Below are 15,967 nucleotides of genomic sequence, written 5' to 3'. Positions count from 1 at the left end.
AAATCGCCGCATCTGTTGGGCGGTCAATGGAAATCATGACTGTCAATTTTCAGGGTCGGGGCAGTTTGCGCCTTTGATGCAGGTGAGGAACCCAAACCATCAAGCCCGCTTGCCCAACGCAGATTGCGCGGATGGGTATTGTTGCTGCGCGCAATTCTGTTGTTTTCGGTCAATCCTTGCAACATGGGGGTCAGATCAACCAGCTTGTCGGCGATGATATGGGTCACGCCGTCTTCACGTTGAAGCTTGCCGGTTACCCCCATCACCGTGGCGGTCATGACCTCGCGACGGTATTTTTCCATCACCTTGTTCCAGACCACCAGATTGGTGATGCCTGTTTCATCCTCAAGCGTGATGAACACCACCCCCGATGCCGTACCCGGACGTTGACGCACAATGGCAAGACCGGCATGACTGATCCGGTCGCCGTCGCGAACCCGGGCCAGATCCGTCGCCTTGCTGATACCGGCCCCGCCAAGGGCATCACGCAACATGCTGATCGGGTGCCCCTTAAGCGACAAGCGCAGGCTTGCATAATCCTCGATGATTTCTTCGCCCGGCCCCATAACCGGTAAATCCACCGGGGCTTCCGGCCCGAATTCGGCTGATACCCCCATATTGTGGTTGAAATTCTGGGCTGCCTCAAACAAGGGCAAGGCAGCGGGTGGTTTGCGCCCCTTGCCAAAGCGCCGAACGGCCCAAAGCGCTTCGCGCCGCGACAGACCAAGAGATCCAAACGCATCGGCCTCGGCCAGTTTTTCAAGGGCCGCAGGTGACAGTCCGGTCTGACGTGCCATCAGATAGATATCCTGAAAGCCGCCAGCCGGACGATTGGCCATCAGGGCAAGGGCATCAAGTTCGCCAAATCCCTTGATCTGGCGAAAGCCCAGCCGCACCGCATGATAGCCGCTGGCCCGACCCATTTCACGTTCAAGCCGGTTGTCCCAGAAACTGTGATTGATATCGATTTCAAGCACGCGTACCCCGTGATTGCGCGCATCATTGACCAATTGCGCCGGGGCATAAAACCCCATCGGCTGCGCGTTCAAAAGCGCACATAAAAACACATCCGGATGATGGCATTTCAGCCAGGATGACGCATAGGCCAGAATGGCAAAGCTTGCGGCATGGCTTTCGGGAAATCCGTAATCGGCAAAGCCTTCGATCTGTTTGAAACAGCGTTCGGCAAACTCGATATCATAGCCGTTTTTGAGCATGCCATTGATGAATTTGGTGCGATGTTCGCCGATCGTGCCGGTGCGTTTGAAGGTCGCCATGGCCCGGCGCAGGTTATCGGCTTCTCCGCCGGAATAGCCGGCGGCAACAATGGCGATTTGCATCGCCTGTTCCTGAAACAGCGGCACGCCGCAGGTTCGCTTCAAAACGGCTTCAAGCTGTTTGGACGGATATTCGACCTTTTCCCGTCCCATGCGCCGCTGCAAGAAGGGATGAACCATGCCGCCCTGAATCGGACCGGGGCGCACAATCGCCACCTGAATGGTCAGATCATAGATGCTTTTGGGTTTAAGACGGGGCAGCATGCTCATTTGTGCACGTGATTCCACCTGGAAAGTGCCGATACTGTCGGCCTTTTCAAGCATCCGGTAGGTTGCCCGGTCTTCCTTGGGCAGGGTCGCAAGGTCATAATCAATATTCTTGTGCGTGCGCAAATCATCCAGTGCCTTGCGAATGCAGGTCAACATCCCGAGGGCGAGGATATCGACCTTGAGAATGCCCAGCGCATCAATATCGTCCTTGTCCCATTCAATCGTCGTGCGATCGGCCATCGCCGCATTGGCAATCGGCGAAAGTTCACAAAGCGGCCCGCGCGTAATGACAAACCCGCCGACATGTTGCGACAAATGGCGGGGAAATCCGGTGAGTTCGCCCGCCAGATCAAGCACGGCCTTAAGCCTTGGCTCATCGGGATGAATGCCCGATTGGCGCATCATGGTGTCATGCGCGCCCTTGCTGCTTGATCCCCAGATGGTTTTGGTCAGTTTGACAATGGTGTCTTCGGACAGGCCGAATACCTTGCCGACATCACGAATGGCACTGCGCGACCGGTATGAAATCACCGTCGCGGTCAATCCGGCACGTTCACGGCCATATCGTTCATAGATGAACTGAATGACTTCTTCGCGGCGTTCATGTTCAAAATCAACGTCGATATCGGGCGGTTCGTTGCGGGCATTGCTGATGAAGCGCGAAAACAGCAACTCCACCTTGTTGGGGTCAACCGATGTGACATGCAGGCAAAAACAAACCGATGAATTGGCCGCTGATCCCCGCCCCTGGCACAAAACCCCCCTGGACCGGGCAAAGGCCACAATGTCATGCACCGTCAGGAAATAGGGGGCATAGCCCAGCTCGTCGATCAGTTTAAGCTCGGTCTCGATCAGGTTTCTGACCTTGTCGGGCACCCCTTCGGGATAGCGTTTTGCCGCCCCTTCCCAGGTCAAACGGATCAGACGTTCCTGTGTGCCTTCGCCCGATCCGTCATTTTCATCGGGATATTCATAGCGCAATTGATCAAGGCTGAAAGTGCATTGATCGGCAATCTCGACCGTGCGGGCAAGCCAATGGGGATGATCGGGAAACAGACGTGCCATTTCACGCGGCGACTTGATATGGCGTTCCCCATTGGGGAATAATCGATAACCCGCATCCTCGATCCGGCAATGATGGCGGATACAGGTCAGCACATCCTGCAGGGGTTTGCGCGACCGAAGATGCATATGAACATCATTGGTCACGACCGCAGGAATGCCAAGACGGGTTTCGATTTCCTCAGTAAAGGCAAGGCGTTCGCTGTCGAACCCGTCCATGAACCGCCCGACAGACAGCCATAATTGCCCCCCGAACCATGATTTGAGCCGCACCAGATCGCTGCGAAATGCATCGTCCGGCACCTGTGGTGGCACGGCAATGAACAGTTGCCCGTCCTTGTGATCGACAATATCGGCAAGATAAATCTCGCACGCTCCCTTGGGCGCGCGGCGCTTGCCAAGGGTAAGCAACCGGCACAATCGTGCATAGGATACCCGATCGGTCGGATAACACAGCAAGGATGGCCCATCCATCGGATCAAGCCGGCAGCCAACAATGTAATTTAACCGGTCTTCATAATTGCGATGTGCGCTATGTCCGCGCACGACACCGGCCAATGTGTTGCGATCCGTCAGCGCAATGGCATGCAATCCCTTGGTCGCGGCGGTCAAAACCAGTTCCTCGGCATGGGATGCCCCGCGCAAAAAGGAAAAATTGCTGCTGACCTGAAGTTCGGCATAGGCCGGTTCATCGGTGCGAATGGCTTGCTGGGTCATGGCATCATCCCCCAAAAATCCCGTGGATTGACCAGATATCCTGCCCCGCATGTCCGGTGCGCAGCAGCCACAACATCCGGCCTTTCTGATCACGGATCCGGAAATAGTCGCGTGTCATTCGCGACAGGGCGTAATGATCGTCATCAAGATGCCCCCACCATTCCGGACAGATGCGTTCAGGCCCCTCGGCACAGGCGATATCCACAATCATTTTGCGCCAGCGCAGCCGCGTTGGCGCGCCATTGGTACTGCGTGCGATGACTTCCACCGGTTCGGGGGGCTCCAGCAATCTGACAGGACGTTTTGGCAAGGGGGCATCTGGCAGCCGTGCCGGCCTTGCCCCGCCAACCGGGGATTGGCGAATGGCGGCCCGTTCGGGCATGTGGCTTGCGTGATGGGCCGGACGATAAAGAATGTCATTAGGACCAAGATGATGACAAATCCGGTCAATCAACTGCCCCAGTGCAAGCCCGTCACTGCTGTCATCCTGCTGATGGTCAAGGCGGGCCTGGCGAAAGGCGACATGTTCGACCCACGGCGCATGGACAATGATCTGCTCGATACCGAAACCGGTATCGACACCGGGCATTTTTTCGCCCAGCAATCGCAGAATATGCGGTGCTGACTGACACGGGGTCCCGGTTGTCGTGGTGATGGTATGGGCATGACCATCCACCCGGATCGAACGGACACATATCCGCCGCAGGCCCAGATTTTCAGCCGCAAGCATCTCGCACAGCTTGCCGGTCATGTCTTCGATCGCCAGTGCCAGATTGGTCGCATCGCCAAGCGGCTCGCCAAAGCTTTGTTTGATCAGCCAGGGAGTATCGGGCAATTTGAAGTTCAGATGTTCGGGCAAGCGCCCATAAAACTGATCAAGACGGCGCAACACATCGGGTCCCAGCCGGGTGGTGATATTGGCGCGCGGCAAGGGTGTAATATCGCCCAGTTGCTTAAGGCCAAGCCGCGACAACAGGGCGATGATGTCATCTGACAGACGCAGGGCCGAAACCGGAAATCCTGCCGCGATTTCATGATCGGCGGGCAAGGACAGGATATGCTCGGTCGACGCACCGGGATGATGACGCGCAGCGGCCCAGGCGGCCCCGGCCGTATCGGCAATGGCAATTCTGGCACCATAGCCCCGGGATTTCACATCACGCAGGATGTGACCGATCATGGCGGCTTCCCCGCCAAACAAATGACTGCCGCCGGTGATTTCCAGCCATAATCCGCCATCGCCTTGCAGGCCGTGCGCATGCAATTCCCGATCCGGCGCGACCCAGGGGCTGTATCGATCCATCAAACGGATCAATCCCGCCAGATGCATGTCATACAGCACCTCATCCTCGGGGCTGTCGTGCAAAGCGGGAAGGATGCTGCGCGCATCGGACAGACGCATGCCCCCGTATAATCCGGCGTCCCGGGCCCGGGCATTCAGCCCGCACACCAGAACCCCTTTGTGATCGGCGCGCGTGATGACATGTGGCCCGTCAGCATCATCTGCCTGCCCGATAGGGTTGCTGTTTTCAGATGACACGTCCTGGTCCGCCTTGTGGCGGGTATCGGCCGTGGTTCTGCTGATTTTCTGACAATCCGTCTTCCAGTGGGTCAACCACAGATAAAGAAAACGTTGATGCATCGGTTTTGACTTTCCAGCTTCCCGGTCGGACCCCGCGTCCCCCGATCAGGCTGAGATGATGAATATTCCCTGTCTTGGTGTCTGGCGTGCTTAGGGCCGGTTCGATCTTCCAGCGTGTCAGTGCACTTGATGGCATCAGCCGCCCGCCATGAGATGCCCGGCGCAAAACAATCATCCGGGTTCCACCCGCCTCACAGGCCAGTTGCAGACGCCTTGCCGATGTCAGGTCGTAATCGGTGGTTTCCAGAATAATCGATGCGACCTGCCCGGATTTGGCGGCCTCCTCACAGCTCCATAAGGCGATATCCTGCTGATCGACTGTCATCATCAAGGGCGGCGGATCCGTTGCCTGCCCGACCGGCAAGGCCAGATGATAAAACCCGCCCTGATCAATCGCCCGCCTTTGCCGAACCCAGAAAACAGACCGGTTTGACTGGGCATGGTCCTGTGCGCTGTTTTGCGGTTTTTCTTGCGATCTGTCTTGCTCGCAGCCTTGTAATTTTCCGTGCCCTTCCCTCTGCTCTTGCGGAGCAATCCGGGCCAGATACCAGGCCAAAATCGCCGCCGCCCCACCATCATGGGCACAGATCACCTCATGCATACCAACCGGCACAAAACCGCCGATGCTGATATTGCGTGACAAGGCCATACCGCCAAACAGGCAGCCGATCACACCGCCTGCTTTGCCGGGGAAACAGGATACATTTCCCCTCCAACTTTTTTCGGCCCGTGCCAAGACAGCCCGAGCATCCCTGATCCGTTCAGCAAGCATCTTACCCAAACACAACAAATGTTCTCTATTTGTTCTTATTTAGGAACGCCCGATATCAGAGTCAAATCAAAAGCTTTCAGATGGACTGGGGGCGATGGAGGAAAGCGGGCCTATCCATCTGCGGTGCCTGCTGGCAAGAACACGCAAAGGGAACCGTGCAAACGTTGTGACAATAACAGTACTCCAACAAACAGACAGTGGATGAAGGAAAATGTGCCTAGTGACAGAAAACACGACACATTTTCAACATGCTAGATCCGTCCGGGATAGATAGTTGAGGCACGTCAACTGCTGAGTGCCTCCAGCCACCCGAAATCAATTTTTGTCTGCGCAGGAAGCGTTATCGCCAACCATGCTTTGTCAATTGGCATAACTTGTGTCTGGTATTGTGTGAAGGTCTTGTAGTTCAATCTGACCCCTGCCCCGACTTCCGATACTAAGGTCGGCTCATACAGTTTGGGCGGCACAGTCATACCTGTTGTCAGCACCTTGCCCAAGCTTTCGCGTGCACACCAAAGTATGGATGCTGCCTCATGCTCATTCAGAGAAAGCTCGAAGAACTGTTGCCGCAAACTCGCGTCAATATCACTCAGAACGGGCACAATGTCGGCCTCTGCCAATTGCTCAACATCGACGCCGATCGGGTGACCTTTATGGTGAATAACGGCAACACAAATCTCGTCGGAGTGAGAAATCGACACACCAAGTTCACAACACCCGACAGATGTACCCATAATAATAGGCTGGTGAAAAACACCGCTACCGATGGCGATATCATGTGGTGACACATCATCGAGATGACATTTCAAAGCAAGCTTCGCAGCCAACCGTCCGATTGTGAAACTGTCACGTCGCTGAGGAAACTCGAAAGACAGCCGTCTTTGCTGTTCGTGTGTATGTAAATATCTGCTCGCCAGACTTTCGATTTCCTGCGGACCAAGGCGTTGCCTGTCAATTATTGCAATGGTCGCTTTCAAAATATCCGGGGCACCAAAGCCTCCGAAGGTTCCATTACGGGTTAATGCCAGTTTTTGCACGGCGCAGCTTTCCGGAAACATGACGGTTAACCTCATACTTTTCAGACTGCTTCTGTATGGCCCGACGAAGATGGCTGCTTTCCCAAGCTGTATTCAGGCAACCACACACATTCACCTTACACACGTGCAGGATGCAAATTTCATACACCCTGCACAACTAATTAATTGCGAATGAGTATTATTTTTGATAACTCCATAAAAACCCATCACCTTAGTCAGGTATGTGACTTGGCAATAACGGACCTCAAAAAACTCTTTCAGTCTCACCAAAGGGAATTGCAGATTTATCTGACACGCCTTTTGCGTGATGCAGATACAGCAATGGATCTGACACAGGAGACATTTTTGCGTGTGTCGGAACATGCCAGCCCCGATAAGGCAAACGAAGTCACCCATGTCCGTTCCTACCTGTACCGCGTCGCCCATAATCTTGCGATTGATCACGTTCGGGCACAAAAGCGAAACCCGGTTGCCGGTGCCGATGACATTCCCCTTGATGTCATTCCCAATAATTCACCCTCGCCCGAACAGATCGTCGGAGGGCAGTCTGAGCTTGAATATGTACGCCGCGCGCTTGATGAGCTGCCTGAAAAAACGCGCGAAATCTTTACTCTTGTGCGCGTTGAAGGGCTGACCTATCGCGAAACGGCTGAACAGCTCGACATTTCTGACAGCTCCGTGCAGAAACATGTCGCGCGCGCTATTGCCCATGTGATGAAGCGCATGCGGGAAAGCCGGTCATGAAATTGCACAAAATTTTTACGCATTTCTTGCAGTTTTATCGTCCAACAGATAAGGACGCTTTGTCCGGGTTGTCGGCAAGTGCGGGTTGGTAACGTGAGCCAGATGCAAGAAACACAGAAAAACATTGATCTGGCCGCGGCCGATTGGGTTGCGAAAATGATCAATGGCGACCTCAGCACATCTGAACATGAAGAGCTCCACAATTGGCTGAATGCCGCACCGGAAAACCAGCAAGCTTTCATTGAGGCCAACAACGCGCTTGCTGTAATGGATGAAGCAATCCGATCAAAAGATCGCACAACCGAAAGCCCTTCACCAAAGGTTGTCGAGCTTAAACATCCTGCAAAACCGTCATCCAAGGCCCCCTCGGCAAAGAAACGCCGCTGGAGCTACGTCGCACTTGCCGCAAGCTTGCTGCTGGCGGTTGCTTCTACGCGCATTATGTTTGGTGACCCGACCATTTTCCTCAGCGCTGATTATCACACTGCTGTCGGGGAAGTGCAGGCCATTACACTTGAGGATGGCAGTACCGTCACCCTGGGCCCCGATAGTGCAATCGCGGTTCAGTTTACCGATCAAATCCGAAACATCGCATTGATTAGCGGGCTTGCCGATTTTCAAGCTGTTCCGATGGAACGTGCGAACAAACGTGTTTTCACCGTCACATCGCCGCATGGCCAGGTGCAGGCGTTGGGCACACGGTTTATCGTCAACAGCTTTGATGACCACACCAATGTTGCCGTGTTGGAACATCAGGTTGAAGTCAAGCCAAACTCGGCAACATCAGAACAAATAGCGATCTTGGCGGAAAATCAGGCCGTCCGTTATAACCGCCATTCAATCAGCCCGGTGTCCACAATCAAACCCGACCGTGCGCTTAGTTGGCAAAAAGGCAAACTGATATTTGATCGCGTCACACTGCGCGAAGTTGTCTCGGAATTCTCGCGGTACCAGCGCGGCAAAATCATGATTGCGAACGAGACTGCGGCACGCAAGCTTGTCAGCGGTGTCTTTGACATGACCGATCCCCAGGCCGGACTGGAACTGATTGCACGGGAACTTGGGGTACAAAATATCTCGATAACCCCGCTAATGACCGTTCTTTACTAAGGATTTCTGCATTCTGGGAGGCCCGTTTTTCTTGGGCTTCTGGTCTTTATCGACCCAAAAATCAAAAAAACTGAAATTTATCTTACTGAGTCTGAACGCAAATCCCGTCTCATCCAATACAAGCAAATGACAATCATTTGCGTTACGGAAAAACTTTCGAGAATGGGGGTCTGCGTAATGCAGGTAATAAAAACCGGCAAAGCCGGATTGGTAAACGGGTTTGGCCATCGTCTGGCACATAGCGTCAGCTTGGTCGCATTGGCTGCGGGTATTGTTGTTGCCGGGGTATCGACGCCTGCAACCGCGCAGCAAAATACAGAAACGCAAAGTGACACATCATCCGCAATCGATTTTTCCATCCCGGCTCAGGACCTTAATCAGGCGCTTTTGACCTTCGCCAACCAGACAAATCTGCAACTCTTTTATGATGTCGATCGGGTTGCCGGATTGCAAAGCACAGCCCTTAACGGCACGCATTCCCCTGCAGAGGCATTGAGAATCCTTCTTTCCGGCAGTGGCGTCAGCTATCGCTTTACTGGCAAGAATACGGTTTCCCTTACCAAGCTGGAAACATCAGACAACAGCGGAGCAAACGTCATTGACCCGGTCTATGTCGAAGCAAACGCCCAGGACTCAGAGGACCTCGCACATGGCTATGTCGCCACGCGAAGCAGTGCAGGTACAAAAACCAGCAAAGCCCTGATTGAAACAGCAAAAAGTATTTCCGTCGTATCAGGCCAGGAAATCGAAGACCGCGCCGTTGCCAGCATCGAAGATGCAGTTGCTTATACCGCCGGGGTAGCAACCAACAATTACGGATATGATCCGCGCTTTGATCAGGTTTATGTTCGTGGCTACCCTGTGCATATTTATGGCGATTACCGTGACGGCCTACGCCAGATGACAGGCGTCTATGCGACGTTTCGCACAGAACCCTACAGCCTTGAACAGCTTGAAATCGTAAAGGGTCCCACCGCGGCTCTTTACGGGCAATCAACACCGGGTGGCTTGCTCAACAGTGTTACCAAACGCCCCCACCTTGGTGCAAAAAACAATGTCTATGGCCGTTTCACCAACACCGACTCATACGAAGGCGGATTTGATTACAATCTTGGCCTGACAGAAAACGGGACCTGGGCATCACGCTTTGTCGGCATGGCGCGCTTTGGCGAAACCAGCAACGAAATTCAGGATGATCGGCAAATGTTCGCGCCAACAATTCGTTGGCAACCCAACGCGGATACCGATCTGACCATCTATACCCTTTTCCAGCATGACGAAACGGACGCCTCGGCAACCCTTTTGAACCTTAATGGCGCGATCCTTGATTACCGGACCAGTGACGCGGATTACGACTACCAGAAGCAGGATCAGTTCCAGGTAGGCTATGACTTGACCCATGACCTGAACAACGCGCCTGTCACTTTGGCGCAGAAAGCGCGCTTCGGGTATTTCGATCTTGAGGCACGCTACCTGACCGGCGGCGTGACCGGCGGCGGCTGGAAGAACTCCAATACGGAATACCATCGCGCTGCACAGGCAGTTGAGGAAACCCTCTGGAGCGCGCAGGTCGACAACCAGGTCATCACGACTTTCGAGACCGCCGATGCCAAACACGAAGTCCTGACCGGTCTTGATCTGATGTATTCCAAGTCGGATTACCGTTTCGGTTCAAGCGGTGTACTCAGTGACTACATCTTCTATCTCAATGATCCCAACCGGTCGATTTCCGGCACGACGCCAGCCTACACAACATTTGATGACGTAACCTACAATCAATCTGGCATCTATGTTCAGGACCAGATTGAACTTGGCAACTGGCATCTCAATGGTGGTGTGCGGTTTGACTATGCTGAACGCAAACGTATCAGCCGACTGACCAATAAAGGTTCGACCGACTACAACACGGCAACGACCTTTAACGTCAGTGCGCTTTATGCCTTTGATAACGGCATATCGCCCTATGTCAGTTGGGGTACGTCCTTTTTGCCAAGTACCAGTCAGAATTCCGAAGGCAAAATGCTCACCCCGACCGAGGGCGAGCAGTATGAGGCCGGAATCAAATTCGAACCGTTCGGGTTTGATGGCTTCTTCACGGTTTCCGCCTATCGCCTGACCGAGGACAATGTCGCCCGCTATGCTGGCTATAGCGGGTCTATCGGTTCGTACTATGACTCAATCGGCAAACTGGAAACGCGTGGCCTTGAGGTCGAAGGCAGCGCCAATGTAACCGAAAACCTTAGCCTGGTCGGGAACCTTTCCTACAACAATGCCAAAATCGTCAAAGGTTCCTATCGCGGCAATACCCCGCTCGTAACACCGGAAAAAACAGCATCCACTTGGGCAAACTACACCTTCAATGAAGGCCCGCTTGATGGATGGGGCTTTGGTGCCGGTGTTCGCTACACCGACTCAAGCTATGCCAACTATACCAACACGAGCAAGAACAAGCCCTATACGCTGCTTGATGCTGCGATCCGCTATGACTTTGCGGCACTTAGTAACAAGCTTGAAGGCCTGACCCTTGCGATTAACGGCACCAACCTTGCCGATAACGATGCCAGTATCTGTAACAATGGTTACTGCTACCAGATCGAAGGACAGACCATCGCCGCAACTCTGAAATACGACTGGTAACCGAATATTCCGGGGCGCGCGATTGCGCCCCGGACCCAATCTCGCAATCCGCGTTCACCGCGGATTTTCTGCGTTTATCGAGAGCAAATTATGGCCATGGATATATCTGATCGTCCCGCTGTCCTTGGAATGCAAAAGGCCAGCTTTGAAACGGCCCAGGGTGTGACACTCCTTAACAACATATCCGTGACTTTTCGTGCAGGCTGCCTGACCGCGATTGTCGGACATAACGGGTCCGGAAAATCCACCGCACTTAAAATGCTCGCCGGACTGAACAAACCAACAAGTGGGTCTGTCACGCTTGACGGGAATGACGTGGAACAGTTTAGTGCGCGCGAATTTGCCAAAAGCGTTGCCTATCTTGCACAGGACCCGGGGCACGGCGCAGATTATACCGTCGAAGAGCTGATTGCGCTTGGACGTTACCCATGGCATGGACCGTTTGGCCGCCTGCGCGAACATGACAAACAAGCTATTGAACGCGCTATCCTTTTGACTGGACTAGGCCCGCTTCGCAAACGCGCGGTCAACACACTTTCAGGTGGCGAACGCCAAAGGGCCTGGATCGCGGTTACACTTGCACAGCAAGCCCCCTGTCTTTTGCTTGATGAGCCGATTTCCGCATTGGACCTTTCGCATCAATACGAAATCCTGCTTTTACTCGAACAGCTTTGCAAACAGGATGGCCTTTGCATTATTGCGGTCTTGCATGACATCAATCTGGCATCCCGATTTGCCGATCAGATTGTCGCTCTTAAAGGCGGTCATTTGATTGCAGATGCGCCGCCTTCAACAATCATGCAGTCAGACATGCTTCGCACCATCTTTGGTATGGATATGCTGGTGCATCCCCACCCTGCCCACGGGCACCCGATTGCCCTTGCCAATGTGTGATGGGGATAATTTCAATGCATGAAAACCATCGCGCATACTCCAGACGGCTTTTTCTCAAGGGCATTACAGGTGCCTACACCTTCGCAACGCTCGCGCCAATTCTGCCTGTAACCTTCGCACATCCTGCTATGGCGAACATTCTCAAACGGTTGGTCATCGCCGATGGGGCAATTGCTGAAACCGCACTTGCCATGGGGATTGTTCCACTGGCCATGGCCGATGTGCCTGGCTATCGCGCCTGGGTTCAGAAGCCGGAAGTTCCGGAAAGCGTCATCAATCTTGGGGCACGCTTTCAACCAAGCCTGGAAAGATTGGCGCAACTTGAGCCTGACCTGATATTGACCAGCAGTTTCTATGCAAACCAATATGCCAGTCTTTCCGATCTGGCCCCGATTGAGAAAATCGACATTTACGACAGGAAGAAAACACCCTTCCTGAATGCGATGGCAGCGGCACGAAAAATTGCTGACGTTACGGGGCACCCGCATGCTGCCGATACACTGATTTCCAATACCCAAAGTCAGATAGATCAGGCGGCAAGCAGGCTGACCACGTCGCGGGCCGGCTCGGTGCTTGTCACCAGCATGCTTTCGCCGCGCCATATGCGCGTCTATGGGCAAAACAGCCTGATGCAGAATGTAATTGATCGACTTCCCATCAAAAATGCCTGGACAGGTCCCACCAATCACTGGGGTTTTGCCACCGTAACAATTGATCAGATCGCGCAATATTCAGACGCAGCTCTCATCGCGATCGAACCGGTTCCCGACACTGTTGACCGTGCCATTCAATATAGCCCGATCCTTTCGGAGCTCCCCTCCATCAAGCGCTTTGGACTGATCACGATGCCACCAGTTGCAACATTTGGTGGGCTCTATGCCGCCGGGCGGTTTGCGGACCTTCTTGCCAGCAGCCTGACAGCGCAAAGTGCAGATCATGGGGAATTCGCATCATGACAAGCCAAGCCATGCGAAGACACCCCATCCAACTAAATGCGGTTCCGGCTGTGCTGTGCATCCTTTCAGCTGTGTTAACCCTGCTGTCGCTCGACATTGAGGTCGGCAGCTTGAATCCGACCGAAATAATCGACCTTGCCAGCGGATCCGATACGCGATCATTGTTGCTCACTCAGGGCTGGGTCCCCCGCTTTTTGATTGCGCTTGTCGCGGGTGCCGGGCTTGCGATTGCCGGCGGACTGTTTCAGCATACGTTAAAGAACCCCTTGGCATCACCATCTACCTTGGGGCTTGCAGGCGGCGCAAAGCTGACGCTGACACTGGTGACCCTTTATGTGCCAGGCGCACTCGTCATTGGTCAGGATACGATCGCACTGTTGGGCGCCCTCTGTGTCGGATTTCTGGTTTTTGCCTTGGCGCGTCGCAGTGGCTTTTCGCCGTTGATCGTCATCCTGACGGGCATGATCATCGCGCTCTATTGCGGGGCAGTGACAACTGCGCTGGCGATCATCCACCATGAATGGCTCAAAAGTCTTTTTATATGGGGGAGTGGCGACCTTACCCAAGACGGTTGGTATATCCTTGAACCACTGACCGTAAAGGTCATGGTGGGCGCCGCAATTGCAGTTACCCTGGCCCGCCCGCTTGAGATGCTTAATCTCAGTGATCATCAGGCAACAGTCCTTGGCGCATCACCAGCGCGACTGCGACTGCTATGTCTTTTGATCGGGTGTTGGCTAACGGCGACAATTGTTGCCGCAGTTGGCATCATCGGATTTGTCGGACTGGCAGGTCCAGCCATCACACGTATGCTCGGCATCAGGCGATTACGAACAAAACTTATGATGTCTGCGGTTTTTGGCGCCTTGCTGTTATGTGCCGCAGACCAGGGCGTGCAGGTTTTATCTGGATATATCGGGACACTGGTACCAGCCGGTGCCCTGACGGGTATTCTGGGTGGCCCGCTTTTGATCATCCTGATCCGGCAACTTCGAAGTGATGCACAACCGCCGCAAAACACGATCGCCGTCAGCACAGCTGACCGGGGTCACCTTCGAAACCATTTGCTTGTTCTGACTGGTGTGTTCGTGGTGGTGACGGGTGCGATCTTGATCGGTCGTGACGTTCACGGTGACTGGGAACTTCAATGGAATGGCGCGCTTGAAACCGTTTGGCCTTGGCGCGGTCCGCGTATTCTCGGTGCGATGGCAGCCGGGACCATGCTGGCGATTGCAGGTACCGTGCTACAACGCATGACGGCAAACCCGATGGCAAGTCCCGAAAGCCTTGGCGTCAGTGCAGGTGCGGCAATCGGGATGATCGCGATCGTGTTTTCGATGGATGCCCCAACGGCCTGGTTGCAAATCGCGGGCGCAACGATTGGCGCCTTTATCACCTTGGGGGCGATCTTTGCGCTCACCCGCAAGTCCGGCTATGCACCGGAACGAATTTTGATCGCAGGTATAGCGATTAGCGCATTGTTTGACGGATTTATCGCATTTCTGATGGCCGGTGGTGATCCCCGTGCAACACGCCTGCTGGCTTGGAGCTCCGGGTCTACTTACGGCCTTGGATTTGACCGTGCGACGATACTGGCAAGCATCGCGGTTGCCTCCTTGCCCGTCCTGCCGGCCTTTGCCCGTTGGCTTAACCTGTTTCCATTGGGGCCGGTGACAACAAAGTCCCTTGGTGTCGATCTTTCACTCTCGCGCGGGGTGATGTTGCTGTTTGCATCGATCCTTACAGCGGCGGCAACTTTATTGGTCGGCCCTCTAAGCTTTGCGGGTCTGATTGCACCACATCTGGCAAAACTGGCCGGATTGCGTCATGCATTGTCGCATATGATCGGGGCAGCACTGATCGGGGCGGCCTTGATGATCGCCGCTGACTGGCTTGGGCGGATGTTGTTCTTCCCCTGGGAAATCCCGGCCGGACTGATGGCGGCCATCATCGCAGGACCAATCATGGTCTGGCTGCTTTTACGCATCGGAAGAGGTGCAACATGATGAACTCGCTTCCCCTCCAGAACGGTTCTGAAAACAACGCTTCTTCTTCCGTCGGCGATGCACCTATCACCCGCGCACTGTCGAATATCAAGACCGACCTGTTTCAGGGTCCCTATCAGGGGCTCGGTGACCGACATCATATTCTGGCCGCGCAAAGCAACGGAATTGACTGCTTCGCACTCCATGATCCTGAATGTCTCGCACCAATTCTTGATCACTATTGCCAGGCAAAATATCCGAATGATGATCGCCGGGCTGCCATTTCGATGTGGTCACAATGGTATTTCGGAATATTTTTATCCCCGATGCTGGTTATGGCCGCGGCGGGCGAAGTCGTACTCCCATTTCAGCCCGGTTTCGTCAGCCTGAAAACAGATGACAATCAATGTCCTACAGGCTTCGACATTCGAGATTGGCAATTGTCTGAAATGAAAGACCAATCAGCTGCACCTGATCCTTGGACACATCTTGAAAGCCTGATTGACGGCCATCTCGAACCGATGGTTGCGTCACTGGCTGCATCGTCAAAGGTCTCACCAAAAGTGTTCTGGTCAAATATCGGTGTTGTTGTTTCTTACGTTGAGAAACATGTCCTGAAAAACACCCGGATATCGCTTTTGCCATTGATCAGCGATGCCAAGCGACCTGATGGCAATCGAAACCCGATGGCAAATCCATATAGCACCAAACAATCCGAGGATGGCAGTCCATCAAGACGCGTCTGTTGCCTTCGCTACCTGCTGACATCCGTCGACATTTGCCCGACCTGCCCGCTGGCAAAGCTTTAGATTTCCATTAGGTAGCCCGCTTTCCTGCGGCATAGATCCGCACTGCAGAATTCCT

General features: G+C 54.0%; 11 protein-coding genes. 7 read left to right on the top strand and 4 right to left on the bottom strand.

What is annotated here, in order from left to right; translation table 11 throughout:
- Nucleotides 1-23: 23 nt before the first annotated feature.
- The 4 genes from M9H61_RS18635 to M9H61_RS18620 all read right to left on the bottom strand — a co-directional run bounded on the left by M9H61_RS18635 (nt 24) and on the right by M9H61_RS18620 (nt 6,798).
- Nucleotides 24-3,326, bottom strand: a complete 3,303-nt coding sequence (locus M9H61_RS18635) for an error-prone DNA polymerase (protein ID WP_250282246.1) — start codon at nt 3,324-3,326, stop codon at nt 24-26.
- A gap of 4 nt (nt 3,327-3,330) precedes the next feature.
- The gene (locus tag M9H61_RS18630; RefSeq protein WP_250282244.1) at nt 3,331-4,968 is read right to left on the bottom strand and encodes a DNA polymerase Y family protein; all 1,638 of its coding nucleotides are present in this window, start codon (nt 4,966-4,968) and stop codon (nt 3,331-3,333) included.
- Nucleotides 4,856-5,641: an ImuA family protein gene (locus tag M9H61_RS18625; RefSeq protein WP_250282242.1), complete on the bottom strand. Its 786-nt coding sequence runs from the start codon at nt 5,639-5,641 to the stop codon at nt 4,856-4,858. The genes M9H61_RS18630 and M9H61_RS18625 overlap by 113 nt, the downstream gene beginning before the upstream one ends.
- 383 nt (nt 5,642-6,024) lie before the next feature.
- Nucleotides 6,025-6,798: a 4'-phosphopantetheinyl transferase superfamily protein gene (locus M9H61_RS18620; protein ID WP_250282240.1), complete on the bottom strand. Its 774-nt coding sequence runs from the start codon at nt 6,796-6,798 to the stop codon at nt 6,025-6,027.
- A gap of 150 nt (nt 6,799-6,948) precedes the next feature.
- Here M9H61_RS18620 and M9H61_RS18615 point away from each other — a divergent pair, with 150 nt between their 5' ends.
- From M9H61_RS18615 to fhuF, 7 genes are all read left to right on the top strand, one after another.
- The gene (locus M9H61_RS18615; RefSeq protein WP_250282239.1) at nt 6,949-7,521 is read left to right on the top strand and encodes an RNA polymerase sigma factor; all 573 of its coding nucleotides are present in this window, start codon (nt 6,949-6,951) and stop codon (nt 7,519-7,521) included.
- A gap of 102 nt (nt 7,522-7,623) precedes the next feature.
- Nucleotides 7,624-8,631: a FecR domain-containing protein gene (locus M9H61_RS18610; protein WP_250285081.1), complete on the top strand. Its 1,008-nt coding sequence runs from the start codon at nt 7,624-7,626 to the stop codon at nt 8,629-8,631.
- Nucleotides 8,632-8,808: 177 nt separating this feature from the next.
- Nucleotides 8,809-11,268 carry a TonB-dependent siderophore receptor gene (locus tag M9H61_RS18605; protein ID WP_250282237.1) on the top strand — a complete coding sequence of 820 codons (2,460 nt, stop codon included), beginning with the start codon at nt 8,809-8,811 and terminating at the stop codon, nt 11,266-11,268.
- A gap of 96 nt (nt 11,269-11,364) precedes the next feature.
- Nucleotides 11,365-12,162 (top strand): ABC transporter ATP-binding protein, encoded by a 798-nt coding sequence (locus M9H61_RS18600; RefSeq protein WP_206926921.1) that lies wholly within the window; start codon nt 11,365-11,367, stop codon nt 12,160-12,162.
- A gap of 14 nt (nt 12,163-12,176) precedes the next feature.
- On the top strand, nt 12,177-13,118 hold the full coding sequence (locus tag M9H61_RS18595; protein ID WP_250282235.1) for an ABC transporter substrate-binding protein: 942 nt from the start codon (nt 12,177-12,179) through the stop codon (nt 13,116-13,118).
- The gene (fhuB, locus tag M9H61_RS18590; RefSeq protein WP_371922194.1) at nt 13,115-15,124 is read left to right on the top strand and encodes a Fe(3+)-hydroxamate ABC transporter permease FhuB; all 2,010 of its coding nucleotides are present in this window, start codon (nt 13,115-13,117) and stop codon (nt 15,122-15,124) included. The genes M9H61_RS18595 and fhuB overlap by 4 nt, the downstream gene beginning before the upstream one ends.
- Entirely contained in the window at nt 15,121-15,912 is a 792-nt protein-coding gene (fhuF, locus tag M9H61_RS20700) for a siderophore-iron reductase FhuF (protein WP_101245635.1), read from the top strand. The genes fhuB and fhuF overlap by 4 nt, the downstream gene beginning before the upstream one ends.
- Nucleotides 15,913-15,967: the final 55 nt, after the last annotated feature.

It is taken from the genome of Thalassospira sp. GO-4 (assembly GCF_023588965.1).
GTDB classification, from domain to species: Bacteria; Pseudomonadota; Alphaproteobacteria; order Rhodospirillales; family Thalassospiraceae; genus Thalassospira; species Thalassospira povalilytica.
Note: the sequence above shows the minus strand (reverse complement) of the source record. Positions and strands in the feature narration are given on the sequence as shown.